Consider the following 25946-nt stretch of genomic DNA (forward strand, 5'->3'; position numbering starts at 1 on the left):
CCGGGTGGTGCGGGTCAGGGGGTGAAGGAGGCCGGCCCCCCGCGCGTGGGCGCGGCCGTGCGGCGGCGGCGGCGGTCCCTCGACCTGACCCTGGCCGACGTGGCGGAGCGCAGCGGGCTCTCCTCGCCCTTCCTCAGCCAGATCGAGAACGACCGGGCCCGCCCCAGTATGCGGTCGCTCCAGCGGATCGCCGACGCGCTCGACACGACCGCCGTCCGGCTGCTCGCCGCGTCGGACGAGACCCGCACGGTGGACGTCGTCCGCGCGGGCGACGACAGCGGTCTGCGGGACGGCGCGCGGGTGCGCCCGGTGGTCCGGGGCCGGCACCAGGTGCACGGCCTGGAGTTCACCGGCGAGCACGACGCGGACCGCGAGTTCCTGCACCGCAACGACGAGTTGCTGTACGTCGCGGACGGCGCCGTGGAGGTGGAGGCGGAGGGCCGGGTCCACCGGCTCGGGCGCGGGGACACGCTGCTGATGTCCGGCGGGGTGCGCCACCGCTGGCGGACCGTCGGCCCCGGCGCGCGCGTCCTGGTGGTGGCGGTCGCCGACCACGTGGAGGTCCTGGAACCCTGACGCGGTCGGCGACCGGACCCCTACGGGAGGCCGGTGAGTCCCGTGAGGGCGGAGCCGTCGGAAAGCCGGCCCGTGAGGCGCACCGGGCCTTCCCCGGTGGCCCTGGCCGTCAGGAACGGGCCGCGCGCGGTCGCGGTGACCGCTCCCCCGGCGGTGACGCCGGTCAGCCGGCGGCTGCCCGCCGCGAGCAGGTAGCGCGTGCCCGAGCGGGCCGTCCAGTACGTGCCCGCGAGGACGTGCTGGCCGAAGCGGCCGCACGCGGCCGTGTCCCGGAGCTCCGCGACGGGCCGGGGCGCGGTGCCGCCCGGCGGCTCGAAGGAGACGGCCACCCGGCCGCTCCCCTCCCAGGTGTCCACGCGGGAGCAGACCCACCGGGCCCGGCCCGCCCGCTCGGGCAGGGTCTGCTCGGCGTACTCCCAGCGGTTGACCGACCGGACCCCGGCGCCGTGCAGCGCGGCCAGGGAGCAGGCCGAGCGCGCCCAGGCCGCGAGCCCGCGTGCGCCGGTCGCCTCGCGGGGCGCGCGGGCCGGGGCGCCCGCGCCCGGCGGGGGCGTCCACGTGAGGTGCGCCGGGGCGAGTTCCCCGAGGTCCGCGAGGAGGAAGGTGTGGTCCTCGACGATCAGGGACGAGGAGCGCAGTTGGAGCGCGGTCACGCCCGCGCACGCGCCGGGCGCACGCCCTGGGGCCCCCGAGGTGGACGGGATGTCGTACGGGACGGGGCCGGTCACGCCGTCCGGGGTGACGTCCAGGGGGCGGGCCGGGGTGCCGGGCGCGCCGAGGTCCCGTACCGCCGCCTCGGCGATCCAGGGCGCGAGGAGGTACCGCGCCCGTCCGGGGGCGCGGGTGAGGACGACGGCGGCGCCGGTGGTGACGTCGGCGTCGTCGGCCCGCGCGAGGTCGAGGGCGGCGGGCCCGCGTCCGTCGCGGGGTTCGGCGTACCGGACCAGCCTGGCTCCGTCGTACAGGAGCACCACGTCCGCGCCGTCGACCGTGCCCGCGAAGAGGAGCCGGGGCGGTTCGGCGGGCGGCGAGACGGGCGTGCCCGGGGTGGCGGTCCGCCGTACGCCGTCCCCGGGGCCCCGGGCCCAGGTGTCCAGGGCCCGCCGGAGCAGGGCCGTGTCCGCCGTCCCGGCGCCGCGTGCGGGCCAGGCGGTGAGGTCGACGCGGGCGGTGTCGGCCCAGCGGTCGGCGGACGTGCGGAGGAGCGCGGTGGGGTCGAGCGCCCGGGTGGGGGCGGCCGGGGCGGCGACCGGTTCCGGTTCCGTACCGGCGCGGATCCCGGCGGTGACGGCGGCGCCCGCCGTGACGAGCAGCAGCGCGCCGGCGAGGGCGGCGAGCCGGGTGCGACGGCGGCGGCGCAGGAGGTCGGTGGGGCGGGTGTGGACGGTGCACGGGTCGAACTCGGCGCTGCGGAGGAGCGTCTCGACGTCGGTGCCGGACGCCGCGCCGATCCGTTCGGCGGCGCGGAGGGCGGCGGCGGGCTCCGCGACGCCGGCCGAGGCGAGGAGCCGGGCGGTCGCGTCGGCGGGGAGGCCTTCGAGCGTCCGCAGGGCGAGCGCGGCCCGGGTGGCGGGGGCGGCCTCGGCCAGGGCCCGGTCGAGGGCGAGTTCGTCGGTCCCTCCGGCCCGGGGGAAGAGCCGCAGGCCGAGGACCAGGGGGAACGGGGGCCCGAAGCGGCGCGGCGGGCGGAGCGCGGCCCAGACGACGGTCGCCCGCAGCCACGCGTGCGCGGGGCGCTCGCCGGAACGCTGTCCGGGCAGGGCGGCCCCGGCGCTCGGTGTCCCGGCCCGGGAGGTCCCGGATCCCGCCCGGCCGGCCGCCTCGGCCAGGGAGTTCTGGACGAGGGCGTGGGCGGCGAGGACGCGCCGGTGGCGGCCGAGCGCGGGCGGCAGGACGAGGTAGGCGAGCCGTACGAGCGCGGGGTAGTGCTCGACGAGCGCGGCCTCGGCGGCCTCGCGGGCCGGGCGGTGGGCTGATATCGCGGAGCCGGGGGTGGCGTGACGGGACGGCATGACCGGCAAACGAGTCCGGCGGGTCCGCGTCACTCCGACCCCGTGGCGGATCCACGCCTCTCGGGGCGGCCCGGCGGACGGGAAGGAACGGCGAAACAGGCCGGGGCGGAAAAAGGGACGGAACAACGAGAGGAACAAGGAGAGGAGGGAAAGGGCAGGACAGGGCGACGGGACCACCGGCCCCAAGTCCGGTGGTCCCGCGTGTGAGTGCCCTTCGGATGTGCCGCCCGTACGCGCGCGTGGGGACCGATCCCGTTCGGTCCGTCCCGCGGGCTCCGCGCGCGTGGCGCCTACTTGGGCATGAGGACGGTGTCGACGATGTAGACGGTCGCGTTGGCCGTCGGGACGTTGCCGCAGACGACCTTCGAGGAGTCGTTGACCGTGTATTCCTCGCCGGAGCCCTTCGTGGTCAGGGTGCTCTTCTGGAGGGTCTCGAAGGTGCCGTTCTCCAACTGCTTCGGGGTCAGCTTCTGGCCCACCACGTGGTACGTGAGGATCTTGGTGAGCATCTCCTTGTCGGCGAGGACCTTGTCCAGGTCGGCCTTCGGGATCTTCGCGAAGGCCTCGTTGGTGGGCGCGAACACGGTGATGTTCTGGGCGTTGTTGAGGGTGTCGACCAGGCCCGCCTGCTTGACGGCGGTCACCAGGGTGGACAGGGCCGGGTTGTTCGAGGCGGCCGTGGCGACGGGGTCCTTCGCCATGCCGTCGAAGGAACCGGCGCCCTCCTTCGGCACACCGGCACAGGCCGGACCGAAGGGACCGTCGGGCGTCATGTCCGAGTCGGCGGGGGCCGAGGAGGTCTCCTGCGCCGGTGCGCTGGAGGCCTGGGCACCGGACCCGGACGCCTCGTTCTTTCCGGAGTCCGAGCAGGCGGCCAGGGAGAAGGGCAGGACGGCCGCGGCGGCCACGGCGACGGCGGCGCGGCGGATGCGGGAAGTGGTCATGGCAGGAACCTCTTTGGTCCGGATGCGTAGAGAACTGCGCACGTGTATGAGGAGACGGCACCACCTCCCCGGCGGGGAGCGCGGTGGCGCGTCCGGGCCGTCCGCGGCGAATCGCTCACTTCCGGCCCTGCTGTCACGGGTGATTCGGAACCGGGCGCCGACCGGATGGGTCCGGAGGCGGCTTTCACCCGTTCGAGTGAGAAAAAGCCGCGCGTTAGGGTGTGGGGTGCTTCCCCGGACCCTCCCCGCCCGCCCGTCCCTCGCCGACGCCGTCCTCCTCGGCCATACGGAACAGGGGCGCGCGTGGCCCCTCCTCGTCTGGGCCCCGGGGCCGGGCGTGCGGATGGTGTCGAGCGCCGTGCTCGGCGGGGGCATCGGCGAGCGGGAGTGGGTGGTCAACGCCCAGGTGCCGCCCGGTTACGGCCGGCTCGACCCCGTCGCCCACCTCCGCGAACTCGCCTCGGGCGCGGGGCTCGCGGGCGAGGGCGTGGGCCTCATGACGGCGGCCTCGGTCGCGGACCGGCGCCACGCGGTGGACGGCGGCGCGCACGCGGTGGTCACGGCCGGGATCGGGGTACGGGGCTGGGCCGCCGCCCCGGGGATCGGCGGGGTCACGGTCCCGCGCCCCGGGACGATCAACATCATCGTGTCGCTGCCCGTGCCCCTGACGGACGCGGCCCTCGTGAACGCGGTGGCCACCGCCACCGAGGCGAAGACCCAGGCCCTGGTCGAGCTGGGCGCCGACGCCTCCGGCACCCCGACGGACGCCGTCTGCGTGGCCGCGCCCTCCCCCGCAGGGGGCGGGGACGGGCCGCTCCCCGAACCCTTCGCGGGACCCCGCTCGCTCTGGGGCGCGCGGCTCGCCCGCGCCGTGCACCGGGCGACCCGGGAGGCCTGCGCGGGCCTGCTGGCCGCCGAGCGCACCGGTCCCGCCGTCTGAGCCGTACTCGCATCGTTCGTGCGTCGTAACCTGGCCGTATGAACGACTCGGCGACGTACGGGATCACCACCGGGACGATGGCGCGGCGCCTCGGGGTGTCCCCGACCACCCTGCGCTCGTGGGACCGGCGGTACGGGATCGGGCCCGCCGCCCGCGAGGACGGACGGCACCGGCGGTGGGCCCCGGAGGACGTCGCGATGCTGGAGGAGATGTGCCGGCTGACGGCCTCGGGCGCCCCTCCGGCGGAGGCGGCGCGGATCGCGCGGGCGAGCAGGACGGGGGGCGCGGATCCGGACGCGGGCCTCGGCGCGGGCTTTGGAGCGGCTTCCGGGGCGGGCTCCGGTGCGGCCTCCGACACGGGCTCCGGGGCGGTCTCCGGCACGGCTTCCGGTGCAGGTCCCGGTCCCACGGCTCCGGAGACGCGGGGCCGGTCCACGGAGCCGTACCCGGAACGTCGTGAAGGTCCGGAGCCGGACCGTTCCGAGGCGGCCGGTTCCGTCCGTTCCCCGGGGCCGGAGGAGCAAGGGGCCGAAGAGCCGGACGCCCGGCCCCGTGTCCCCGGCGCCCCGGACGGGCGGCCGCGGCCGGTGGACGGGGCGAGGCCCGCACGGCAGCCCGGGTCCGGCAACGGGCTCCCGCTCGGTGACGTACGGAGGGAGTGCCGGGGGCTCGCGCGGGCCGCCGTGCGGCTCGACAGCCCCGCCCTGGACGCCCTGCTCCGGGAGGCGGTCGCGGACCACGGGCTCGTCACCGCCTGGGAGGAGGTGATGGCCCCCACCCTGCACGCCGTGGGACGCAAGTGGGAGTCGTCCGGGGACCGTTACGTCGAGGTGGAGCACCTGCTGTCCTGGCACGTGTCGACCGCGCTCCGGCAGGTCGTGCCCGCCGGACACGGCTCCGTGGCCTCCGTACCGCCGGTGCTCCTGGCCTGTGTGCCCGGCGAGCAGCACACCCTGCCCCTTGAGGCGCTGGCGGCGGGGCTCTCCGAACGGGGGCTGCCGACCCGGATGTTCGGCGCGGCCGTCCCCGCCGAGGCGCTCGACGCCGCCGTGCGGCGCATGGGCCCGGCCGCGGTCGTGCTCTGGTCGCAGGCGCGCTCCACCGCGAACCACGCCCTCGCCCGGCACGTCGCCGGGAGCTCGTTCGGCGTGAAGGGGGCGCGGACGCGTCCGCTGATGCTCCTGGCCGGTCCCGGCTGGGCGGGCCGGAGGCCGGAGCCGGGGACGCTGCGCCCGGGCGGTCTGCGGGAGGCGCTCGACGCGCTCTCCCAGCACGCGGGGGTACGGGCCGCCCTCCCGGCGTGACCGGGCGCGGGCCGGGGCCCGGCGGTCTCAGCCGTGCGACAGCAGCGCCGCCGTGAGCTCGGCCGCCCGGCGGTGCCAGAGGTCCGCGCCCCGGAGCATGGCGTGGCCGCCGATCCGCATCGGGATGCCGACCGCGTCGGCTCCCGCCGCCCTGGCCCTGCGGACGAAGTCCCAGGACTCGCGGGCGGAGGTGACGCGGTCGGTCTCGTCGTGGAGCAGGTAGAGGCGGCGGCCGCCGAGGTGCTCGACGGGCTCGTCGGACGGGCACCAGGGCGCGAGGGCGACCACCCCGCGCACGGCGGGGTCGCCGGCGGCGCGGAGCGCGGCGCGGCCGCCCATGGAGTGGCCGAGGAGCACGACGGGCACGGACCCGATCCGCTCCCGGAGGTCGTTCAGGGCGGTCTCGGCGTCCTTGGCGGCGTCGGCGCGCGCCCCGTTCCAGCCGCGGTGGCGGTAGCGGACCTCGGCGACGAGGACGCTGCGGCCCCGGACGGCACGGGTCACGGCGGCGGCGAAGGGGCGCATCCGCAGCGCGGGGAGGTTGAGGGCGGGCGGCGGCTCGGGCCCGTCGGCGCGGCCGCCGTGGAGCAGCAGGACGGCGGCGGTGGGGGTGGCGGGAGCGGCGGGGGCGCTGCGGACGAGGAGGGCGCCGGTCTCGGCGCGCCGGGTACGGCAGACGTTCACCGCGCGGCCGTCCCGCCCGTGCGCCGGCGCGCCGGCCGGGAGGAGGGACCGCTCGCGCGGGCCTCGTGGGCCGCGTGTCCGGGCCGCTGTGCCATGGGGGCCTCCAGGAGTCGCTTGCCGCTTCCCCGGATGAGCGGTCCGCTCATGACGAGGGGGGAGACGACCGTGAGGCCCGCAGTCTGCCAGGTCCCACGGGCTGTCAGGTACGGGCCCCACCGGACGGGAAGGCCCCGGAGCGGTCCGGGCGCCGGGCGGGCGGCCGCCCGGGCCCCGGGCCTCCGGGGGGAGGCGGGAACCGGACGGGGCTCGCACGGGACTCGCGCGGGGCTCGCGCGAGGCGGAGAACGTCAGGTCGCCGGGCCCGGGTCAGGCAGTGGCCGCCCGGCCGGTGGCCGCTTCGGCGACGGCGAGGCTGCGGCGCATCCGCTGGAGGCCCCGGCGCGCGTGGCTCTTGACGGTGCCGAGGGGCAGGCCGGTCCGGTGGGCGATCTGCGTCTGCGTCAGGTCCCCGAAGAACGCGAGGGCCAGGACGTCGCGCTGGACGCGCGGCAGGCGGGCGAGTTCGCGGGTGACCACGATCCGGTCGAGGACGTGGTCGGGACCCTCGCCGGTGCCGTCGGACGGGGGCAGCGCCGCTCCGGCGGCGGCGACCAGGTCGAGCCGGCGGGTGCGGGCGGTGAGGGCGTCGGCGATCTTCCGCCGGGTGATGCCGACGAGCCAGGCGGGTACGGAGCCGCGTTCGGGGCGGTATCCGGCACGGCCGCGCCAGGCGGCGAGGAAGACCTGCTGGGTGACGTCCTCGGCCTCGCGGGGGTCGCCCAGGGCGCGGGAGGCCAGGGTGTGCACGAGGCGTGCCCAGCGGTGGTGGGCGAGGGCGAGGCAGCGCTCGTCGCCCCGGACGAGCCCCTGGCCGACCTCGGCGTCGGAGAGGCCGAGGGGGAGGTCCGCCGCTCCGTCCCTCCGGGGGTCCGCAGCGTGGTCCGAGGGGTGGTCCGAGGCGGTCGGTTCGTGGGCGGGGGCGGGGCCGAGGACGGCCGTACGGGCTGCGTTCATGGCGAAGCTCCTCCTCGCTGGGGCTCCGTGCCCCCGGCTCCCTCAGACTCCGGCCGGGGAGCGAGGTGGAACAACTCGCATCGTTTGTGCATCGTCTTTCCTCTTCCGGCGCAGCGCTTCCCGTCCCGCCCTCCCCCCTCTCCCGCTCCTCCCGTCCCTCGGCCTGCCCGCCCTACTCCAGTCCCCTGCCGTGCCGGAAGCGGGCGGTGCCGTCGGCGAGGCCGACGAGCGGCTCGGGGTAGTCGCCCGCGACCCGGTCGCGGTCCTCGCGCTTCCAGGGTTCGTGGACCGACGCGCCGTTCAGGGCGGCGAGTTCGGGGACCCAGCGGCGGACGTAGGCGCCGTTGGGGTCGTAACGCCTGCCCTGGAGCACGGGGTTGAGGACCTTGTTGGGCCGGGTGTCGGCTCCCGTCCCCGCCACCCACTGCCAGTTGAGCTGGTTCTCGGCGACGTCGCCGTCCACGAGGAGGCTCAGGAAGTGCCGGGCGCCCTCCCGCCAGTCGAGGTAGAGCGTCTTGGTGAGGAAGGAGGCGGTGAGCAGCCGGCCCCGGTTGTGCATCCAGCCCTCGTGGGCGAGTTGGCGCAGGGCCGCGTCCACCACGGGGTAGCCGGTCCGGCCCTCCTTCCAGGCCCGCAGGTCCGCCTCGGCCTCCGCGCCCCGCCGCCAGCGGTCGTGCCGGGGCCGGTAGTCCTCGACGGCCGCCGAGGGCCGTGCGGCGAGCATCTGCTGGTGGAAGTCCCGCCAGCACAGCTGCCGTACGAAGGCCTCGGCGCCCGGGCCGCCGCGCGCCCGCGCCCGGTGGACGGCCTCGGTGACCGAGACCGCGCCGAAGTGGAGGTACGGCGAGAGGCGCGAGGTGGTGTCGCCCGCGAGGTCGTCGTGACCGGTCCCGTAGGCGTCGGCGTGCCGGGACAGCCAGGCGCCGAGCCTGCGGCGGCCCGCCTCCTCGCCGCCCTTCGCCAGGCCCTCGGAGACGCCCGGCACGGAGGAACGGGCCGGCAGTTCGTCGGAGCGCAGGCCGTCCGGGACCCGTACCGCCCTGGGGGCCGCCAGGGGCGACCTGAGCGGCTCGGCCGACCAGCGCCGGAAGTACGGGGTGAAGACCGCGAAGTGGTCGGAGGCCTGCGGGGTGACGTCGCCGGGCGGTACGGCGGTGGTCACGGCGTCGTGGACGTAGAGGCGGCGGCCGTCCTCCTCCAGGGCCTGCCGCAGCCGCTCCTCCCGGGCGCGGGCGAAGGCCGAGTACCCGGCGGCCATGTGGACCTCGTCGGCCTCGGACCGCCGCACCACCCCGCACGCCTCGGCCACGGTGTCGCCCGTGCGCACGACGAGCCGCCCGCCGCGCCGCCGCAGCCCGGCGTCCAGGTCGGCCAGGCAGTCGGCGAGGAAGGCGAGCCGGTTCGGCGCGGCGAATCCGGCCCGGTCGACGGCGGGGTCCCGGACGAACAGCGGGACGACCTCGTCCGCCGCGTCCACCGCGGCGCGCAGGGGCGGGTGGTCGTGCACCCGGAGGTCGGAGGTGAAGAGGACGACGGAGACGGTCATGGCGCCTGTTCCTGGGGTTCGGCCACCGGGCCGGGCGCCCGGTGGACTGCGGCTGTGGTGCGGCTGTTCCCGCGACGGGGCCGTGCCCTCCCGGTGGGACGTGTCCGCAGAAGGGCCGTGCCGCCCTTTTTCTCCCGGCGGCGGGTGCGTGGATGCGGGGTGGGGGCGGGAATGACGGTTCCGTGCGTGCGGGGGCGCCCCCGGGAGGCGGTGGCCGCAGGGCTGGGGGCCCGGGGACGTGGCGGGTCCCGGGTCCGGGGCGGGTTTCCGGTACACGGCGGGTCCGGGGTCCGGTACGGCGCCGGGGCGCGACGGGTCCCGGGTCCGGTACGACGCCGGGGGATGCGGCGGCCCCAGGTCCGGGCCGGGTCCCGGACCCCGGATGGTGGGGCTCGGGCCCCGGGGCGGCAGGGTTCAGCTCCGGGGCGGCGCGTCCCCCGCGTGGGCCGGTACGTCCCCGGCGCGGGCCGTCGGCGCGTCCGCTTCCGTACCCGCGTCCTTCGGGGACGCGGCCGCCCGTTCCGCCGTGCGGGCGATGTTCCTCGCCATGCCGCCGAAGACCACCGCGTGGAACGGCGCGACGCTCCACCAGTACAGCTGTCCGGCGAGTCCGCGCGGGTGGAACAGAGCGCGCTGGCGGTAGCGGGTCCGCCCCCGCTCGTCCCGTTCGGAGCGCATCTCCAGCCAGGCGAGCCCGGGGAGCCGCATCTCGGCGCGCAGCCGGAGCAGGCTGCCGCGCTCGATCTCCTCGACCCGCCAGAAGTCGAGCGCGTCGCCGACCCGGAGCCGCTGGGCGTCGCGGCGGCCCCGGCGCAGGCCCACGCCGCCGACGAGCCGGTCGAGCCAGCCGCGTACGGCCCAGGCCAGCGGGAAGGAGTACCAGCCGTTCTCGCCGCCGATGCCCTCGACGACCTTCCAGAGGGTCTCCGGCGGGGCGTCGACGGTCCGTTCGCGTTCGTCGACGTAGAGGCTGCCGCCGGCCCAGTCGGGGTCGGTGGGCAGCGGGTCGCTGGGCGCGCCGGGGAGCGAGGCGGAGGACCAGCGGGTGGTGACCTTGGCCTCCTGGATCCGCCGGAGGGCGAGGGCGAGGGCCCGGTCGAAGGAGATCGGGGCGCCGGGCGGGTCGGGGACGTACTCCGCGATGTCGTGCTCGGCGCAGACGACCTCGTACCGCAGCGACTCCGCGAGCGGCCGGGCCAGGCCGGCGGGGACGGGCGTGACCAGGCCGATCCAGTGGCTGGACAGGCCGGGGGTGAGCATCGGCACGGACACGATGAGGCGCTTGGGCAGACCGGCGACCGCCGCGTACTTGATCATCATGTCGCGGTACGTGAGGACGTCCGGGCCGCCGACGTCGAAGGTCCGGTTGACGTCCGGGGGCATGGTCGCGCTGCCGACGAGGTAGCGCAGCACGTCGCGCACGGCGATGGGCTGGACGTGGGTCCTGACCCAGCTGGGGGTCAGCATCACGGGGAGCCGCTCGGTGAGGTAGCGGAGCATCTCGAAGGAGGCGGATCCGGAGCCGATGACGACGGCGGCCCGCAGCACGGTGGTGGGGACGCCGGAGTCGAGCAGGATGCGTCCGACCTCGGCGCGGGAGCGCAGGTGCGGGGAGAGTTCGCCCTCGGGCACGCCCTTCGGGGTGAGGCCGCCCAGGTAGACGATGCGGCGGACGCCGGCGGCGCGGGCCTCCTCGGCGAAGGTCCGGGCCGCGCGCCGGTCCGTCTCCTCGAAGTCGCGGCCGGCCCCGAGGGAGTGCACCAGGTAGTAGGCCACGTCCACGCCCTCGAACGCGGGCCGCAGGCTCGCCGCGTCGGTGACGTCGCCCTTGACGACCTCGGCCCGGTCCGCCCAGGGGTAGTCGCGGAGGTTGGCGGGGGTGCGGGCCAGACAGCGCACGCGGTGGCCCGCGTCGAGCAGCTCGGGCACGAGCCGGCCGCCGATGTAGCCGCCGGCCCCGGTCACGAGGCAGAGACCGGAACCGGACGGTCCTCCGGGTGCCGCGCCGGGCGGTCCGTCCGGCGTCGGGTCGGGCGTGGCGCTGGGGTGCGTCGCCATGGCGGGGGTGCTCCGTTCCGTCCCGGGGATGGGCGTGCCGGGGCCCGCGCGGAACGGGTCCCACGTCGATTCTTCTCCCGGTCTTCTTCCGTCGCGGCCCGGACGGATGCGGGAGGGCGGGGTCTATAGGCTGAACGCGTGGCCCGCGAAGAAGACCGAGACGTTCCCGCCGCCCCTCCGGGCGCCGCCGGTGACCTGCACAGTTTCGCCGTCGCGCTGCGGCGGACGCAGGGCGAGATCAACCGGCTCGTGCACGGCTTCGCGCAGGCGCAGGGGCTGCACCCCACGGACGTGCAGGCGCTCGCCGTCGTCCTGGACAGCCCCGAGCCGCTGACGCCGGGGCGGCTGCGGGAGCACCTCGGGCTCACCTCCGGCGCGGTGACGGCCTGTCTGGACCGGCTGGAGAGGGCCGGGCACATCCGCAGGTCCCGGGAGAGCGCCGACCGCCGTCTGGTGCACGTGCACTACGAGGACGGGGCGCGGGCGGCGGCCCGGCGGTACTTCCTGCCGCTCGCGGAGGCGACGGCCCGCGCGCGGGACCGGTTCGACGACGACGAACTCGCGGTGGCCCTGCGCTTCCTGAACGTCCTGAACGACGAACTGGGCGCCCTGCGCGTACCGCGCCGCTGAGACGGGCGCGTCGCGAAACGAGCGGGCGCCCCCGGAGCGAACGGGCCCCGAACGGACACCCCGAACCAGCGCGTACGCGGACACTCCCAACGGGCGAGTACTCCGAACGGGTGCATCCGCCCACCCCGCCCCGCCCGAAGCCCCCACGAGAGCACTCGTACGCGGTGTTCCCTGGCATCCGATCGTCCTTTCCGGGTACCCGGGGGTCCGGCCCTTCCCGGCGTGATACACACTTCTCTCAACCATTGAGATACTTAACGGTCAAGTCATAGTTCGGAGACCCGATGCCCAGCGCCCCGCGCCGGACCCGCTTCCTCGTCCCCCTGGTCCTCCTCCTCGTCTGGCTCGCCGTCGGCGGCGGGCTCGGCCCCTTCGCCGGCCGGCTCGGCGAGGTCGCCACCAACGACCAGGCGGCCTTCCTGCCCCGCAGCGCCGAGTCCACCAAGGTCATCGAGGCGCAGAAGGCCTTCCGGACCTCGGAGTCCGTGCCCGCGATCGTGGTGTGGACGGCGAAGGACGGCGGGGCCCTCTCCCCCGGCGCGGCCGCCGACGCCACCCGGGCCCTCGCCTCCCTCTCCGGCCGCCCGGGGATCGCCGGGACCCCCTCCCCCGCCCTGGCCGCCGAGGACGGAAAGGCGCTGCGGGCCGTCGTCCCGCTCCGGCCCGACCTCGGCGACGCCCTGCCGGACACGCTCGAATCGGTGCGGAAGGCGGCGGCCCCGGTGCCCGGGACGACCGTGTGGCTCGCGGGCCCCGCCGCCACCCAGGCCGACCTCTCCGGCGCCTTCTCCGGCATCGACGGACTGCTGCTCGGCGTCGCCCTGATCGCGGTGCTGCTGATCCTGCTCGTCGTCTACCGCAGCGTCCTGCTGCCCCTGATGATCATCGTGGGCGCGGTGTTCGCCCTCGGTCTGGCCTGCGCGGTCGTGTACGTGCTCGCCGACGCCGACCTGGTCAGGGTGGACGGCCAGGTGCAGGGCATCCTGTCCATCCTGGTGATCGGCGCCGCGACCGACTACGCGCTGCTGCTCGCCGCCCGCTACCGGGAGGAACTCACCGCCCCCGGCGCCGACCGCTTCGCCGCCATGCGGAAGGCCCTGCGCCGCTCCTTCGAGCCGATCGTCGCCAGCGCCGCCACCGTCGCCCTCGCGCTGATCGCGCTGCTCGCCAGCGACCTGTCCAACAACCGGGCGCTCGGCCCGGTCGGCGCCATCGGCATCGTCTGCGCGGTCCTCAGCGCGCTCACCTTCCTCCCGGCGGCCCTGGTCCTCACGGGCCGCGCCGCGTACTGGCCGGCCCGTCCGAAGACGCTCCCCGAGGGCGCGGACGGCACGGCCGCGAAGGGCGGTCAGGCCGTCTGGCAGCGCATCGCCGACGTCGTCGACCGCGCGCCCCGCAAGGTGTGGGCGATCACCCTCGCCGGCCTCCTGGCCTGTGCGGCCTTCGCGCCCGCGCTGAACTCCCGGGGCGTCCCCTTCGACGAGATCTTCGTGAACGACGCGCCGTCCGTCGCCGCGCAGGAGACCCTCGGCCGCCACTTCCCCGGCGGCGCGGGCAACCCCGCCGTGATCATCGCCGACGCCGGGGCCGCGACCCGGGTGGCCGCCGCGGCCGAGGACGTCGAGGGCGTCGACTCGGCGTTCCCGGTGGACGCGACGGGCCGCCCGGCCCCCGGGAAGCCGCTCGTGGTCGACGGCCGGGTCCGGATCGACGCCACCCTCGCCGACGCCGCCGACAGCGACGCGGCGCGCGAGACGCTCGCCCGGCTCCGTACCGCCGTGCACGCGGTCCCCGGGGCGGACGCCCTGGTGGGCGGCTCGACGGCGCAGCAGTACGACACCCAGCGGACCGCCGCCCGGGACCGGGCGCTCATCGTGCCGGTGGTCCTGGCGATCATCCTGGTGATCCTGGTGGCGCTGCTGCGCTCGCTCGTGCTGCCGCTGCTGCTCGTCGCCACGGTGGCGCTCAACTTCGCCGCCACCCTGGGCGTCTCGGCGCTCGTCTTCGAGCACGTCTTCGGCTTCACCGGCACGGACTCCTCGGTGCCGCTGTACGGCTTCGTCTTCCTGGTGGCGCTCGGGGTCGACTACAACATCTTCCTGATGTCCCGGGTCCGCGAGGAGTCGCTGCGCCACGGGGTACGCGAGGGCGTCCGCATCGGCCTGACCGCGACCGGCGGCGTGATCACCTCGGCGGGCGTGGTGCTCGCGGCGACCTTCGCCGCGCTCGGCGTGATCCCGCTGGCGTTCCTCGTGCAGATCGCGTTCATCGTGGCCTTCGGCGTCCTGCTCGACACCCTGGTGGTCCGCTCGCTCCTCGTCCCGGCGCTCGTCCGGGACCTCGGCCCGAAGGCGTGGTGGCCGGGCGCGCTGAGCCGCCTCCCGAAGGAGGGGGTGGGCGCTCCGGACCACGCGCGGACCTGACCAATCCCCCGGGGCCGCCGCTCCGAACACCCTCCGGAGCGGCGCACCCGAGGACACCCAGGAGGGCACAGGCGGATGAGAGAGCACGCACGCGTCGGAGGCGGTCCGGCCCCGGACCGGAGCGACGGGCTGCCGGAGCTGATGGTCCGGGTGGCCCGCGGGGACCAGGACGCCTTCGCCGGCGTCTTCGACCGGGTGTCCGGCCCCGTCCTGGGCGTGGTCCGCTCGGTGCTGCGCGACCCCGCGCAGTCCGAGGAGGTGACGCAGGAGGTGATGGTCGACCTCTGGCGCTCCGCCGCCCACTACCGGCCGGACCGGGGCTCCGTCCTGAACTGGGCGCTGACCCTCGCCCACCGCCGGGCCGTGGACCGGGTGCGCTCCGAGCAGGCCGCGTCGGACCGCGCCCGGCGGGTCGCGCTGCTGGACCACAGTCCCGCGTACGACGAGGTGACCGAGGAGGTGGAGAACCGGCTGGACCGCGAGCGGGTACGGCGCTGTCTGCGCGGTCTCACCGAGCGCCAGCGCCAGTCCGTCACCCTCGCCTACTACCGCGGTCTGACCTACCGTGAGGTCGCGGAGCTGCTCTCGCTCCCGCTGGGGACCGTGAAGACCCGGATGCGCGACGGGCTCATCCGGCTCCGCGACTGCCTGGGGGTGACGGCGTGACCACCGACGAGTTGCACACGCTGACCGGCGCCTATGTCCTCGACGCCCTGGAGACGGACGAGGAGCGGGAGGCGGTCGAGCGGCACCTCACCCAGTGCGTCCCGTGCGCGCACGAGGTCCGCGAACTGTCCGAGACGACCGTGCGCCTGGGCCTCGCCGCCGCCGCGCCGGTCGACCCGGCCCTGCGCGCCGAGGTGCTCCGCCGGATCACGGACGTGCGCCAACTGCCGCCCGCCACCCGGCCCGTCGGTCGCTCGGCGGGGGGCCCGCGGGGTCTGCGGCGGCTGCCCCGCTGGGCGCTGGCCGCCTCGCTGGCCGGTCTGGTGGCGCTCGGCGGCATCGCGGGCTGGCAGTACGGGCGCGCGGAGGAGGCCGATCGCCGCGCGGCCGTCGCGGAGGAGCGCGCGGAGGCCGTGGCGGCCGTGCTCGCCGCGCCGGACGCCCGGGTCTCCACGGCCCGGCTCGCGGACGGCGCGGTGGGCACCCTGGTCCACTCGCCGTCCCTGGACCGGGCGGTGTTCGCCGCGACGGGGATGCCCGCGCCGCCGCCCGGGAAGGTCTACCAGCTCTGGTACGACGACTCCGGGACGATGCGGTCGGCCGGTCTGATGACGCCGGACGCGGCGACCTCGACGGTCCTCCTGGAGGGGCCGGCGAACCGCTCGGCCGGCATCGGCATCACCGTGGAGCCGGAGGGCGGTTCGCCCCGCCCGACCTCGGACCCGGTGGCGACGATGGCGATGCCGGCGGCCTGAGGAGGCGGGGCGGTCGCCGCCCCGCCTCACGGCGTCCCGGGCGTCCCGGTCGGCGCCGGCGGGGTGGGGCAGGCGACCGATCCCGGCTTCACGGACAGCTTCAGCTTGGGGGTGGTGAGGAGGCCCGGGAGCTGGAAGTCCTGGGCGGTGCCGACGATCCGGTCGAACTTGGCGTAGCGCGCCTGGATGCCGAAGCGGTGCTGCGGGCTGTTCAGCGGGTTGTCGACGTACGCCCCGGAGGCGTCCTTGACGGTCTTCACGTCGGCGCCGTTGGTGTTGAGGTCGACGATGCCGTCCATGTCGAGGACGCCGGTGGCGTTCTTCAGGTCGAGGACGGTGTTCTTGGTCCTGATCTCCCAGGAGCCGGGGTTGTCGTCGCCGAGGACCAGCATCAGGGTGTACGTGGCTCCGCCGATCTGCTGCTTCTGGCTCAGGCACAGGCCGTTGATCATGCCGTCCGCGAAGCCCATCCGGAGCACCCGCACGGTCCCGGCCGAGCCGTCGGGCCGCACGACGGCCTGGTCGACGACGGCGGCGCCGTACTGCGTCCCGTAGAGGCTGCTGGTGGTGAAGTCGACGGGCCGGTCCTGGATCTGGAGGCCGACCGCCAGCGCGCCGCTCGCCATGGCGGCCCCGAGGCCGCCGGCGGCGAGGAGCGCGGGCACGGCGACGGCGAGGGACCGGCGCCAGTGGGTGCGGCCCTCCTCCTGGACGCGCCCTTCCGGGCTGCGGCTCTCAGGGGTCGTGACGGGGCTCGTGACGGGGCTCATGGGGAGGTCACCGTGATGGTTCCGGGGAGGTGGACGGGGTTGTCGGTGGAGTTCAGGGCCGCGTGGTCGTCGACGGTCCGGATCGCGTAGATGTCCCCGGCGAAGTCCTCGGCCCCGGCGGTCAGCGGGATGATCGAGCCGAAGAAGTCGAGGAGGCCCTGCACCCCGCAGATCTTGACGAGGACGCGGAGGCAGACGTTGGTGATGTTCCCCCACATCGTCGTCGTCTCGGGCTTGCCCGCGCTGTCGTAGCCGCCGAGCGAGCCCTCGTCGGGCACGTCGATGGTGACGGTGTGGCCGTTCGCCCGCTGAACCACGTTCATGTGCGAGCGGATCTTGAGCTTGGTGAAGGTGTACTGGTTGGTGGTCCGGGTCGTGCCGTCCGAGAGCCGGATGGTGACGTTCTTGTCGACGGTCAGCGAGACGGCGACCATGCTGTCGATGGTGACGCGCAGCGGGTCCGGGGAGGGCAGGAAGGGGACGCCGAGGGGCTGGACCGCGGCGGGCGCCCCCGAGGCGCTGCCCGGCTGCCCCGACCAGACGGCGGTGGCGACGGCGAGCACCAGGGCGGTGCTCACGGCGAGCGACTTCCGCCGCGCCGCGCCCGCCCCGCGCGCCTTCCGCACCCCGCGCGCCCCGGCCGTCACCCTTCCACCGCCCTGCGGCGCGGGCGTTTGGCTCCCCAGCCCACCAGCATGGAGCCGCCGAGGACGCCGAGGACCATGCCGAGCAGGAAGCCGCCCAGGTTGGAGACGACCAGCGAGACGACGGCGAGGACCGCGCCGATGAGCCCGAAGGTGTACCGCTGGGCGGGCAGCGCCATCGGGATGAGGCCGCACAGGATCATCCCGCCGCCGACCAGGTAGCCGGCGATCCCCCCGAAGCCCGTGCTCACGATCAGCTGGAGGGAGCTGAGGGAGAACTTGAGGACGGTCCAGCCCCCGGCGACCAGCCACACCCCGCCCCAGAAGGGGCGGGTGCGGCGGAAGGCCCCGAACCAGGCCCACGCGGCCTTCGCCCGGCTCAGCACGTCGTGGCCGTTCCGGGAACGACCTTGATCTTCAGGTCGGGCAGAACGAGCGCGCCCGCCATCTCCGCGTCGTACGCGGTGGCGTTGAGTCCGTGCAGCTTGATGGAGCTGCCGCCCTCGCCGCCCGCCGAGCCGAGTCCGAACCCGCCGGGCAGCGCGCCCGTGAGGGGCTTGCCGGCGACGGTGACCTGGTCGGCGGACTGACCGAGCACCGCGTTCTGGAGGGTGGTGGGCCCGTACGCCTGGAGTTCGGTGGCCTGGATGTAGAGGTTCGAGGCGTCGATGTCGGTGGTGAAGGTCCCGGGCGGGGTGGCCGTCACCTTCTGGCCGCCGGTCAGGAGCAGCGAGTACGGGACTCCGGCGATCTTCTGGTGGACGATGCCGCACAGTCCGGCGAGCCCGGCGCTGGCGAAACCGACGCGCGCCATCGCGGTGTTGGTGGTCGTGGTGCCGTCCGGGCGGCCGACGGCCGGGGTGTTGACGATGGCGCCGAAGCCGCTGCCCTGGACGCCGTTGGAGGTCAGGGTGAAGGGCTCGCCCGTGACGCTGAAATTGGCGGCGAGCGCCCCCTGGGCGAGGGCCGTGCCGAGGGCGCCGATGGCCAGGGCCGAGGGGACGAAGGCGAGCGCGCCGCGTCCCCAGCGGGTGCCGCGACGGGTGTCGTCGGCGGCCTCGGCCAGCATCCGGGTGTTCCAGTCGGCGGCGGCGCGGGCGCCGGCCGTGCGCATCCGGGTGAGGGACTTGGCGAGCCCGCGGGGGCCGGAGAAGAGGTGGTTCATGCGGATCCGCTCCCAATGGACACGGGGGGTACGGGGGTTTCGGTGGCCGTCCGGCCGCGGCGGAAGAGGCCGCCGGCCCGCTTGGCGGGCTTCTCGGGGAGCCAGGCGAAGGCCATGGAGCCGCCGAGGACCGAGAGGACCATGCCGACGAAGAGGCCGCCGAGGTTCGACAGGGGGAAGGAGGCGACGCCCGCGATGACCGCGAGGACGCCCGCGGTGTGGCGCTGGCTGGGCAGCAGCAGGATGAGCAGGGCCATCGCCATGAGGACGACTCCGCCCGCCATGCCCGCGATCCCGCCGATGCCGACCTGGAGGATCTTGCCGAGGGGGGCCATCGGCAGGAAGAAGATGACGAAGCCGCCGGTCCCGGTCCAGACGGCCGCCCAGAAGGGCCGGGTGCGGCGCCAGCGGCGGAAGGCCGCGAGCGCGCCGCGCGGTCGGTCGGGCTCCGCGTCCCCCGCGAAGGAGCCGGTCCCCCCGGCGGAGGCGGCCCCCTCGGTCGGCCGGGACGGCTCGGGCGGGTCGGTCGGCGGATCGGTGCTCATGGAGGCCTCGCAGCGGTGGGTCGGGGGACGTACGGGAGCGGGGGTCGGGGACGTACGGGGGCGGGGGCGGGGGCCCGCGCTCCCGGAGGGCCTGGACGCGGGCCTCCGGGAGCGCGGGCCCCGGCCGGTGGCGGCGGTGCCGGGGCCGTACGGCTCAGCAGCCCTTGTCGCCGTGGGCGATGCCGATCGCCAGGTCGGGCAGGGTGATCGCGCCGGAGATCGTGGCGGCGTTGGCGTCGGCGTTGAGGTTCTTGATGTCCGTCCGCCCGCCGGTGGCGTCCAGGCCGAACTGGCCCGGGGTGCCGTCGGTGATGCCGGTGCTCTTGATCCCGGCGCTGTCGGCGGCCGCGCCGATGACGTTCGGGCTGCCGTCGGCGGCGTGCAGGGTGGCCGTCGACGCCTTGAGCGCCTGGGCGTCCAGGACCAGCTTGTTCGCCTGGAGCCCGGCGCCGGCGACGAGCTGCTCGCTGGTGAGCGGGGTCGCGGCGGCCGGCGAGGAGATGTTGAGCGACCAGGTGCCGAGGCTGCCGATCACCGGGAGGTTGACCGACTGGACGGCGTGGACGCAGATGCCGTCCAGGCCCGCCTTGGCGAGGCCGACCTCCGCGGCGCCCTTCGGCCCGCCCGCGTCGACGGTGTGCATGACCGCGCCGATGCCCTGCGGCGCGGCCACCGTCTTGGAGCTGAGGGTGAAGGGGACGCTCGTCAGCGAGAGGTTCGCGGCGAGGGCGCCCTGCACCATCGCCGTGGCCATGGCGCCGATCGCCACGGTGGCCGGCAGGGCCAGGACCGCCGATCTGCGCCAGCGGGTGACCCCTCTGATCTCTTCCTTCATGTGCTCTCCAACCGTCGTCCCGCACGTGCCGCGCGGGTGGGGATGTGAACACAGCCGTGCGTCCTCGGCCGGATGGTCGGAGACGGGTGACACTTTGCGGCTGCATGTTCGAGAATTGGACACTCTCTTATGGAGTGTCAACACTTCGGACAATCCTGGGGAGAATTCCTCTGGACTAGGCTTGGCCGATGCCACGGTTCAGGGAGACGGTCCGGACACTGCTGCGCGAGCGTCTGCTCGACGCGGCGTACGAGGCGGTCGCGGACCGCGGCTTCGACAAGCTGCGCATGGCGCACCTGGCCGGCGCGGTCGGCGTCAGCCGGCAGACGCTGTACTCGGAGTTCCCCTCCAAGGAGGCGGTCGGCGAGGCCCTCTTCCAGCGCGAGCTGGAGCGCTGCCTCGTCGGCATCCAGGCGGGCCTCGACGCGCACCGGGACGACCTGCGCGCGGCCGTCGAGGCCGCCGTCGGCTTCACGCTCACGCTGGCCGGGCGGAACCCGCTGATCAGGGCCATGCTGACCAGCACCGGCGAGGACGGGCTCCTCCCCTACCTCACGACCCGGTCCGCGGCGGCGTTCGCGACGGCCACGGCGATGGCCGACGCGTACGTCACGGAGGCCTGGCCCACCGTCGACCCGGTGGCGCGCGAGCTGGCCGTGGACGCGGCGGTCCGGCTGACCGCGAGCCACATCGTGCAGGCCACCGCGTCCCCCGAGGTGTCGGCCCGCCGCATCGCGGACACGGTGGTCAGGGTCGCCCTGAGCACGGGCCGCGAGAAGCTCCCGCCGGGCCCGGGGAAGTAGGCCTCAGGGGCTCGGCCCCCGGTACTCCTCCAGGACGGGCCGGTTGCCGATGTCCGGGGACGAGGAGACGGGGAAGGCACGCACGCCGACCCTCCCCTCGACCCGGTCGATCTCGCCCCAGCCGTACGCCCGCGAGTCGTCCGACAGGTCGGGGTTGTCGCCCAGGTAGAAGAACGCCCCCTCGGGCACGGTCCGCAGCTCGGCCCGCGACGAGCGGGTGCCCTCCGGCGTGCAGCAGGCGCCCGTACGGTGGGCCTGCGCGGCCCACTGGGGCGCCGCCACCCGGTACACGGGCCCCTTGCCGCCCTCCTGGAGGAGGACCTGGAAGGGCGTGTCCGGCGTGGAGACGATCGCGACCCGGTCGCCGGGGAGTCCGATCACCCGCTTGACCAGGAGGGTGTCCTTCCCGGTGGCCCGCAGCAGCACCACGTCGAACCGGCGGGCCTCCCCGGCGGAGCCCGGGGCGGCGAGCACGCGGTCGCCCTGGTGGAGGGTGGGGGCCATGCTGGTGCCGTCGACCCGGATGCCGAGGGCGGTGACGGCCACCCCCGCGAGGAGGCAGAGCAGGACTCCGGTCCCGAGGACGGCGCCGGCCGCCCGGCGCGCGTTCACCGGCGCCGGGTGGGGTCCGGGCGCCGCACGCGGCCGGACCGGTCGATTTCGGTCATGGCGGGACGGTAGGCCGGACGGCGGCCGTCGGCCGTGACCGTACCGCTCGGGGTTGTTGACCGCGCGGGCCCGGCAGCCGGTACGGGGTCACCCCCGGCCCCTCCCCTGGTACGCGCGGGGCGTCTCGCCCGTCCAGCGCCGGAACGCCCGGTGGAAGGCGCTGGGTTCGGAGAAGCCGAGCTGCCGGGAGAGCCGCTCGATGGAGACCCGGCCGCCGGCCAGTTCGGCGAGGGCGTGGTCGCGCCGCACCTGGTCGCGCAGGCGCTGGTACGTCGTCCCCTCGGCGGCGAGGCGGCGGCGCAGGGTCTGCGGGCTGACGGAGAGCCGGACGGCGAGCTGCTCGGGCGTCGGCACGGGACCGGCGGGCAGGGAGCGCCCGATCAGGTGCCGCACCCGGCCGGTGAGGGTGCTGCCGTAGTCGGCGGAGACGAGCACGTCGACGGGGGCGCGGCGCAGGAAGACCTTGAGCGCGGCGCCGTCGCGGAGGACGGGCTCGTCGAGGTCCGCCCGGTCGAAGACGATGGCCGTCCGCTCCGCGCCGAAGACGCGGGGGGCGCCGAACAGGAGGCCGTACTCGCGGGCGTGCCGGGGCTCGGGGTGGACGAACTCGACCCGGCGCAGGCCGATCCTGCGCCGGATCAGCCAGCCGGCGAAGCGGTGGGCGACGAGGACCGTGGACTCGGCGCCGAAGTGGAGGGGGTCGTCGTACCCGGAGAGGTCGAACTCCAGCCGCGCCTCGTCGGCCGCCTCCTCGCCGGGGAGGTCCTCGCCCGGCGCGGGTTCCACGAGCCGGAAGCGCGGCCCGGCCGGGAAGAGGGAGTAGAAGGTCTGGGCGCGCCGCAGGGCCTCGCGCAGGTCCCGGCTGCCGTGGACCACGACGTGGGCCATCATCGCGAAGGTGCCGACCTTGCTGGGCGCGCCGCCGAAGCCGATCAGCTCGTCGTCCAGGGTGGCCCACAGCGTCCTGACGAGTCGGCCGAACTGCTCGGCGGGGACCCGGGCCTGGGGTTCCTCCAGGAGCGCGGAGGGCAGTCCGGCCCGGGCGAGGAGCGGCCCGGGGGCCACCCCGCGCCGCTCGGCGCCGAGCAGCGCGGCCCGCACGTGGTGGGAGCTGACCGACCGTGTCGACACGCGCGTCGCCTCCGTTCCGGCCGCGTCGCGCCCCGGGTTCCCCGAAGCTGGACACTTTCCTGGAAGGATGTCCAGGTTCGGACATTCTACCGAGAACTGTAAGGCTTGCCAGGTCCCCTTCCCGGAGGGCGGGGGCACGGCTCGCGGTCGCCCCGGCGCCCCCGGAGGGCGAGGGAGCCGGGGCGAGGGAGCCGCCCCGCACCCCCTTGCCCGCGCACGCCCCGTCCCCCATGCTTCCGACACCCGCTCAGCGAACCGGAAGGGTACGGACGATGACCGCCGCACAGCGCCGTGGACGCCGGATCATGATGACCCCGGCCGAGCTCGACTCCTACCTCGCGCGGCAGCGCACCTGCCGGGTCGCGACCGTGTCGGCCGACGGGCGCCCGCACGCGAGCGCGCTCTGGTTCGCCTGGGACGGCACCTCGCTGTGGCTGTACTCCCTGACCCGCAGCCGCCGCTGGGCGGACCTGCGCGCCGACCCGAGGATCGCCGTGGTGGTGGACGACGGCGAGGAGTACGGCGAGCTGCGCGGCGCGGAGCTGTCGGGCACGGCCGTCCCCGTCGGGGAGGCGCCCCGCACCGGCGAGCCGTGCCCCGCGCTCGACGTGCCGGAAAGGCTCTTCGCCGCCAAGTACTTCGGTCTGGACGCGATGCCCCACGACGGCCGCCACGCCTGGCTCCGCCTGACGCCGGACGCGGTCGCCTCCTGGGACTTCCGCAAGATCGCCGGCACCTGACCGGCCCGGTCGCCCCGGTCCCGCCCCGGTCGCCCCGGTCCCGCCCCGGTCGCCCCGGTCTCGCCCCGGGAGCACCCCGCCTCAGCAGCCCAGCGGTTCGGCCACCGCCCGCAGGGCCCCGACGACCGCGCGGACGGAGGGGCGGCGGCCCGCGTCGGCGCGCCAGGTGGCGTAGATGTGCCGCCGCATCTTCTGGCGTACGGGCACGAAGGCCACGCCCTCCGGCACCGGGCGGCCCAGGCGGGGGGTCACGCAGACGCCGAGACCGGCCGCGACGAGCGCGAGCTGGGTGTGGTGCTCGCCCGCGAAGTGGCCGATGCGCGGCTCGATGCCCTGCGAGCGCAGGGTGAACATCAGCCAGTCGTGGCAGAACTCGCCCTCCGGCCAGGAGACCCACTCCTCGTCGGCGAAGTCGACCAGGTCCACCGCCTCGCGCCCGGCCAGCGGGTGTCCGGCGGGCAGGGCCACGTCGGCGGTGTCGTCGAAGAGGTGGGCGCGCTCCAGGCCGCCGGGCACGGGCGCCCGCTTGTTGCTCCAGTCCAGGACGATCGCGAGGTCGGCGTCGCCGCGCAGCACCGCGCGGACCCCCGGCTCGGGCTCCAGCTCCGTCGTGCGGACCCGGAGTTCGGGGTGGCCGGCGCGCAGCGCGGCGAGCGCGCCCGGGAAGAGGCCCCGGGCCGCCGTGGGGAAGCCGGCGAGCCGCACCTCGCCCACGACCCGGCCCCGCTGGGCCTCGATGTCGGCCTGGGCCAGCTGCACCTGGGAGAGGATCCGGGCGGCGTGCTCGGCGAGCAGCACCCCGGCGTCGGTGAGGCGCACGCCCCGCCCGTTCCTGGCGAGCAGCCGCTGCCCGACCTCGCGCTCCAGCTTGGCCAGTTGCTGGGAGACGGCGGAGGTCGTGACGTGCAGGCCGTCGGCCGCGCCGCTGACGGAACCGTGCCGGGCGACGGCGTCGAGGGTGCGGAGGCGCTCCAGGTTCAACATGTAAGCAATGCTAAGGGAAGGGGTCGAGGAAGTCTCACTTGTCCTAAGCGATTGTTCCGGCCACCCTGAGGAGCATGAGCCCCGCAGCCCCGCCCTCCGTTCCCCCCGTCCCCGCCGCCCCCACCACTCCTCCCGCCCCCGCCTCCCGTCTGCTCGACTGGCGCGTCCGGTTCGGCGCGCTGGCCCTCATCTGGGGTTTCAGCTTCCTCTTCATCAAGGTCGGCACGGAGGGCTTCGCGCCCTTCCAGGTCACCTTCGGGCGGCTCCTGTTCGGTACGGCGGTGCTCGCCGTCGCCCTGGTCGTGAAGCGGGACCGGCTGCCGCGCGGCGCCCGCGTCTGGGGCCACCTGACGGTCGCGGCCTTCCTCCTGAACGCGCTGCCGTTCTCCCTCTTCGCGTACGCGGAGCTGACGATCCCCTCGACCCTGGCGGGCATCTGCAACGCGACGACCCCGCTGTGGGGCATGGTGCTCTCCCTCGTCGCGCTCTCCGAGGACCGCCCGACCCGGGTCCGCGCGGCCGGTCTGGGCATCGGCTTCGTCGGCGTGCTGACGGTGCTCGGCGCCTGGCAGGGCTTCTCCGGCCTCGACGTGACCGGCACCGCGCTGGCCCTCCTCGCCTCCTTCAGCTACGCGGTCGGCTGGATCTACGTCCGCCGGACGCTGAGCGGCACCGGCGTCTCGAACCTCTCGCTCGCCGGTTCCCAGCTGGGCCTGGCGACGCTGCAACTGGCCGTGGTCACCCCCATGTTCACCTCGGTGCCGGAATCCGTGGAGCTCCTGCCGCTGCTCGCCGTGCTCGCGCTCGGCGCGCTCGGCACGGGGTACGCGATGCTGCTCCAGTACGGCATCGTCGCGGAGGTCGGCCCGACGACGGCCTCCATGGTCACGTACTTCATCCCGGTCATCGCCACGGCGGCGGGCGTCACGCTCCTGGGCGAGGACCTCGGCTGGAACACCCCGGTCGGCGCCGTCGTGGTCCTGGCGGGCGCGGCCCTCACCCAGACCCGCGCCTCCCGCCGCCGCACGCCCCCGCTCCCCGGAGAGACGGAGCCGCTCCCCGCGGCCTCCCTCCCCGCCAAGGCGGCCGCCCTGCGCACCGCTTCGGCCCGCCTCCCCGACGTACGGGAGCCCGCCCCCGCCGCTCCCCGGGATCCCGCGACCCGCGCCTGAGCTTCCGTACCCCCGGGGTGACGACCCGGGGGTGCGGACCGCCCTCTCACGCCTCCGTACGGCGGTGGGCGAGGTTGCGTTCCAGGAGGCGGGTCGAAACGGCGACCCCGACGCCGCCGTCCGGGCCGGGGTCCGGCAGCCTGCCGTCGGCGCGCTTCAGTTCGGCGAGCGCCGAGTCGATCGCCCGGTGGGCGGCGAAGAGGCAGGGGGTGCTGTAGATCGCCACGTCCACGCCGAGCGCGGTGAGTTCGGCGAGCGAGAGGCGCGGGGACTTCCCGCCCGCGATCTGGTTGAAGAGCAGCGGCTTGTCGCCGGTCACCTCGCGGATCGCGCGGATCCCCGCCACGTCGCGCACGCCGTCCACGAGGACCACGTCGGCTTCGGTGGCGGCCAGGCACTTGGCCCGGTGGAGGATGTCCTCCTCCTCGGTGGCGTCCGTACGGGCCACCACGACCATGTCCCGGCGGGTCGCGAGGACCGCCTCCAGCTTGGCGAGGTACTCGTCGAGCGGCAGCACGCGCTTGCCGTCCGCGTGGCCGCACCGGCGGGGCCGCTTCTGGTCCTCCAGGATCACGCCCGAGGCGCCGATCCGCTCCAGGCCCTCCACCACGTGGCAGGCCACCTCGGGGTCGACGTAACCGTCGTCGATGTCCACGAGGAGGTGGTGCCGGGGGAACGCGCCGCGCAGCCGCTGCACGAACGCGACCATGTCGGGCCAGGCGATGAAGCCGATGTCCGGCAGCCCGTAGTGCGAGGCGGCGAAGCCGAAGCCGGAGACGAACATCCCGTCGTAGTGCGCGGCCGACAGGGAGGCCGAGTACATGTCGTACACGCCGATCAGGGGGGTCGTCCCCGGCTCCGCGATCCGGTCGCGCAACCTGCTGCCGTGGCTCATCG

Annotated in this window: 26 protein-coding genes; 10 read left to right on the forward strand and 16 right to left on the reverse strand. The window is 75.7% G+C overall.

Going from position 1 to position 25946, the window contains the following annotated elements; all coding sequences use genetic code 11:
* Window positions 1-21: 21 nt before the first annotated feature.
* Complete coding sequence (locus tag ACIQVI_RS22580) at window positions 22-576, forward strand: XRE family transcriptional regulator (protein WP_351970886.1); 555 nt, start codon at window positions 22-24, stop codon at window positions 574-576.
* Window positions 577-596: 20 nt separating this feature from the next.
* On the opposite strand, the gene ACIQVI_RS22585 is transcribed toward ACIQVI_RS22580, so the two are convergent.
* Window positions 597-2588, reverse strand: a complete 1992-nt coding sequence (locus ACIQVI_RS22585) for a hypothetical protein (protein ID WP_403598559.1) — start codon at window positions 2586-2588, stop codon at window positions 597-599.
* A 290-nt stretch (window positions 2589-2878) separates the two neighbouring features.
* Window positions 2879-3532 (reverse strand): fasciclin domain-containing protein, encoded by a 654-nt coding sequence (locus ACIQVI_RS22590; RefSeq protein ID WP_351970884.1) that lies wholly within the window; start codon window positions 3530-3532, stop codon window positions 2879-2881.
* 226 nt (window positions 3533-3758) lie between these two features.
* On the opposite strand from ACIQVI_RS22590, the gene ACIQVI_RS22595 reads away from it, so the two are divergent.
* A complete protein-coding gene (locus ACIQVI_RS22595) occupies window positions 3759-4472 on the forward strand; it encodes an adenosylcobinamide amidohydrolase (RefSeq protein ID WP_403598562.1) in 714 nt (237 codons plus the stop codon).
* A 77-nt stretch (window positions 4473-4549) separates the two neighbouring features.
* Window positions 4550-5776 (forward strand): MerR family transcriptional regulator, encoded by a 1227-nt coding sequence (locus ACIQVI_RS22600; protein ID WP_403598784.1) that lies wholly within the window; start codon window positions 4550-4552, stop codon window positions 5774-5776.
* A 27-nt stretch (window positions 5777-5803) separates the two neighbouring features.
* On the opposite strand, the gene ACIQVI_RS22605 is transcribed toward ACIQVI_RS22600, so the two are convergent.
* From ACIQVI_RS22605 to ACIQVI_RS22620, 4 genes are all read right to left on the reverse strand, one after another.
* Window positions 5804-6460 carry an alpha/beta fold hydrolase gene (locus ACIQVI_RS22605; RefSeq protein ID WP_351970881.1) on the reverse strand — a complete coding sequence of 219 codons (657 nt, stop codon included), beginning with the start codon at window positions 6458-6460 and terminating at the stop codon, window positions 5804-5806.
* A gap of 366 nt (window positions 6461-6826) precedes the next feature.
* Entirely contained in the window at window positions 6827-7513 is a 687-nt protein-coding gene (locus ACIQVI_RS22610) for a sigma-70 family RNA polymerase sigma factor (protein ID WP_403598565.1), read from the reverse strand.
* 172 nt (window positions 7514-7685) lie between these two features.
* On the reverse strand, window positions 7686-9059 hold the full coding sequence (locus tag ACIQVI_RS22615) for a cryptochrome/photolyase family protein (RefSeq protein ID WP_403598568.1): 1374 nt from the start codon (window positions 9057-9059) through the stop codon (window positions 7686-7688).
* A 414-nt stretch (window positions 9060-9473) separates the two neighbouring features.
* Complete coding sequence (locus ACIQVI_RS22620) at window positions 9474-11117, reverse strand: SDR family oxidoreductase (protein WP_403598571.1); 1644 nt, start codon at window positions 11115-11117, stop codon at window positions 9474-9476.
* 138 nt (window positions 11118-11255) lie between these two features.
* On the opposite strand from ACIQVI_RS22620, the gene ACIQVI_RS22625 reads away from it, so the two are divergent.
* The 4 genes from ACIQVI_RS22625 to ACIQVI_RS22640 all read left to right on the forward strand — a co-directional run bounded on the left by ACIQVI_RS22625 (window position 11256) and on the right by ACIQVI_RS22640 (window position 15591).
* A complete protein-coding gene (locus ACIQVI_RS22625) occupies window positions 11256-11747 on the forward strand; it encodes a MarR family transcriptional regulator (protein ID WP_351973877.1) in 492 nt (163 codons plus the stop codon).
* A 284-nt stretch (window positions 11748-12031) separates the two neighbouring features.
* The gene (locus tag ACIQVI_RS22630; protein ID WP_403598575.1) at window positions 12032-14170 is read left to right on the forward strand and encodes an MMPL family transporter; all 2139 of its coding nucleotides are present in this window, start codon (window positions 12032-12034) and stop codon (window positions 14168-14170) included.
* A gap of 75 nt (window positions 14171-14245) precedes the next feature.
* Window positions 14246-14836, forward strand: coding sequence for a sigma-70 family RNA polymerase sigma factor (locus ACIQVI_RS22635; RefSeq protein WP_351973983.1), 591 nt, complete (start codon window positions 14246-14248; stop codon window positions 14834-14836).
* A complete protein-coding gene (locus ACIQVI_RS22640; protein WP_403598579.1) occupies window positions 14833-15591 on the forward strand; it encodes an anti-sigma factor domain-containing protein in 759 nt (252 codons plus the stop codon). Before ACIQVI_RS22635 ends, ACIQVI_RS22640 begins: the two co-directional genes overlap by 4 nt.
* Before the next feature lie 26 nt (window positions 15592-15617).
* Here the strand turns inward: ACIQVI_RS22640 and ACIQVI_RS22645 are convergent, their stop codons facing one another.
* The 6 genes from ACIQVI_RS22645 to ACIQVI_RS22670 form a co-directional block, all read right to left on the reverse strand.
* Window positions 15618-16361: a DUF6230 family protein gene (locus tag ACIQVI_RS22645; protein WP_403598582.1), complete on the reverse strand. Its 744-nt coding sequence runs from the start codon at window positions 16359-16361 to the stop codon at window positions 15618-15620.
* Window positions 16358-16939 (reverse strand): hypothetical protein, encoded by a 582-nt coding sequence (locus tag ACIQVI_RS22650; protein ID WP_351973986.1) that lies wholly within the window; start codon window positions 16937-16939, stop codon window positions 16358-16360. Before ACIQVI_RS22650 ends, ACIQVI_RS22645 begins: the two co-directional genes overlap by 4 nt.
* Before the next feature lie 65 nt (window positions 16940-17004).
* The gene (locus tag ACIQVI_RS22655; RefSeq protein ID WP_121833967.1) at window positions 17005-17391 is read right to left on the reverse strand and encodes a DUF6114 domain-containing protein; all 387 of its coding nucleotides are present in this window, start codon (window positions 17389-17391) and stop codon (window positions 17005-17007) included.
* On the reverse strand, window positions 17385-18170 hold the full coding sequence (locus ACIQVI_RS22660) for a DUF6230 family protein (RefSeq protein ID WP_403598588.1): 786 nt from the start codon (window positions 18168-18170) through the stop codon (window positions 17385-17387). Before ACIQVI_RS22660 ends, ACIQVI_RS22655 begins: the two co-directional genes overlap by 7 nt.
* The gene (locus ACIQVI_RS22665; RefSeq protein WP_403598591.1) at window positions 18167-18715 is read right to left on the reverse strand and encodes a DUF6114 domain-containing protein; all 549 of its coding nucleotides are present in this window, start codon (window positions 18713-18715) and stop codon (window positions 18167-18169) included. Before ACIQVI_RS22665 ends, ACIQVI_RS22660 begins: the two co-directional genes overlap by 4 nt.
* A 154-nt stretch (window positions 18716-18869) precedes the next feature.
* Entirely contained in the window at window positions 18870-19550 is a 681-nt protein-coding gene (locus ACIQVI_RS22670) for a cholesterol esterase (protein WP_351969890.1), read from the reverse strand.
* A gap of 188 nt (window positions 19551-19738) precedes the next feature.
* Between ACIQVI_RS22670 and ACIQVI_RS22675 the strand changes: the two genes are divergently transcribed.
* A complete protein-coding gene (locus ACIQVI_RS22675; protein ID WP_351969891.1) occupies window positions 19739-20353 on the forward strand; it encodes a TetR/AcrR family transcriptional regulator in 615 nt (204 codons plus the stop codon).
* Between the two features lie 3 nt (window positions 20354-20356).
* On the opposite strand, the gene lepB is transcribed toward ACIQVI_RS22675, so the two are convergent.
* Both lepB and ACIQVI_RS22685 read right to left on the reverse strand, forming a co-directional pair.
* The gene (gene lepB / locus ACIQVI_RS22680; RefSeq protein ID WP_351969892.1) at window positions 20357-20965 is read right to left on the reverse strand and encodes a signal peptidase I; all 609 of its coding nucleotides are present in this window, start codon (window positions 20963-20965) and stop codon (window positions 20357-20359) included.
* A 144-nt stretch (window positions 20966-21109) separates the two neighbouring features.
* Complete coding sequence (locus tag ACIQVI_RS22685; protein WP_403598596.1) at window positions 21110-22153, reverse strand: AraC family transcriptional regulator; 1044 nt, start codon at window positions 22151-22153, stop codon at window positions 21110-21112.
* A gap of 272 nt (window positions 22154-22425) precedes the next feature.
* Between ACIQVI_RS22685 and ACIQVI_RS22690 the strand changes: the two genes are divergently transcribed.
* Window positions 22426-22893: a pyridoxamine 5'-phosphate oxidase family protein gene (locus tag ACIQVI_RS22690; protein WP_403598599.1), complete on the forward strand. Its 468-nt coding sequence runs from the start codon at window positions 22426-22428 to the stop codon at window positions 22891-22893.
* Window positions 22894-22974: 81 nt separating this feature from the next.
* On the opposite strand, the gene ACIQVI_RS22695 is transcribed toward ACIQVI_RS22690, so the two are convergent.
* A complete protein-coding gene (locus ACIQVI_RS22695) occupies window positions 22975-23877 on the reverse strand; it encodes a LysR family transcriptional regulator (RefSeq protein ID WP_351969895.1) in 903 nt (300 codons plus the stop codon).
* A gap of 74 nt (window positions 23878-23951) precedes the next feature.
* Here ACIQVI_RS22695 and ACIQVI_RS22700 point away from each other — a divergent pair, with 74 nt between their 5' ends.
* Window positions 23952-25049 carry a DMT family transporter gene (locus ACIQVI_RS22700; protein ID WP_403598603.1) on the forward strand — a complete coding sequence of 366 codons (1098 nt, stop codon included), beginning with the start codon at window positions 23952-23954 and terminating at the stop codon, window positions 25047-25049.
* Window positions 25050-25095: 46 nt separating this feature from the next.
* Here ACIQVI_RS22700 and ACIQVI_RS22705 read toward each other — a convergent pair whose 3' ends face one another.
* Window positions 25096-25944: an oxaloacetate decarboxylase gene (locus ACIQVI_RS22705; RefSeq protein WP_403598606.1), complete on the reverse strand. Its 849-nt coding sequence runs from the start codon at window positions 25942-25944 to the stop codon at window positions 25096-25098.
* Window positions 25945-25946 lie beyond the last annotated feature (2 nt).

Source organism: Streptomyces sp. NPDC098101, assembly GCF_044760185.1.
In the GTDB taxonomy this organism is placed as follows: domain Bacteria; phylum Actinomycetota; class Actinomycetes; order Streptomycetales; family Streptomycetaceae; genus Streptomyces.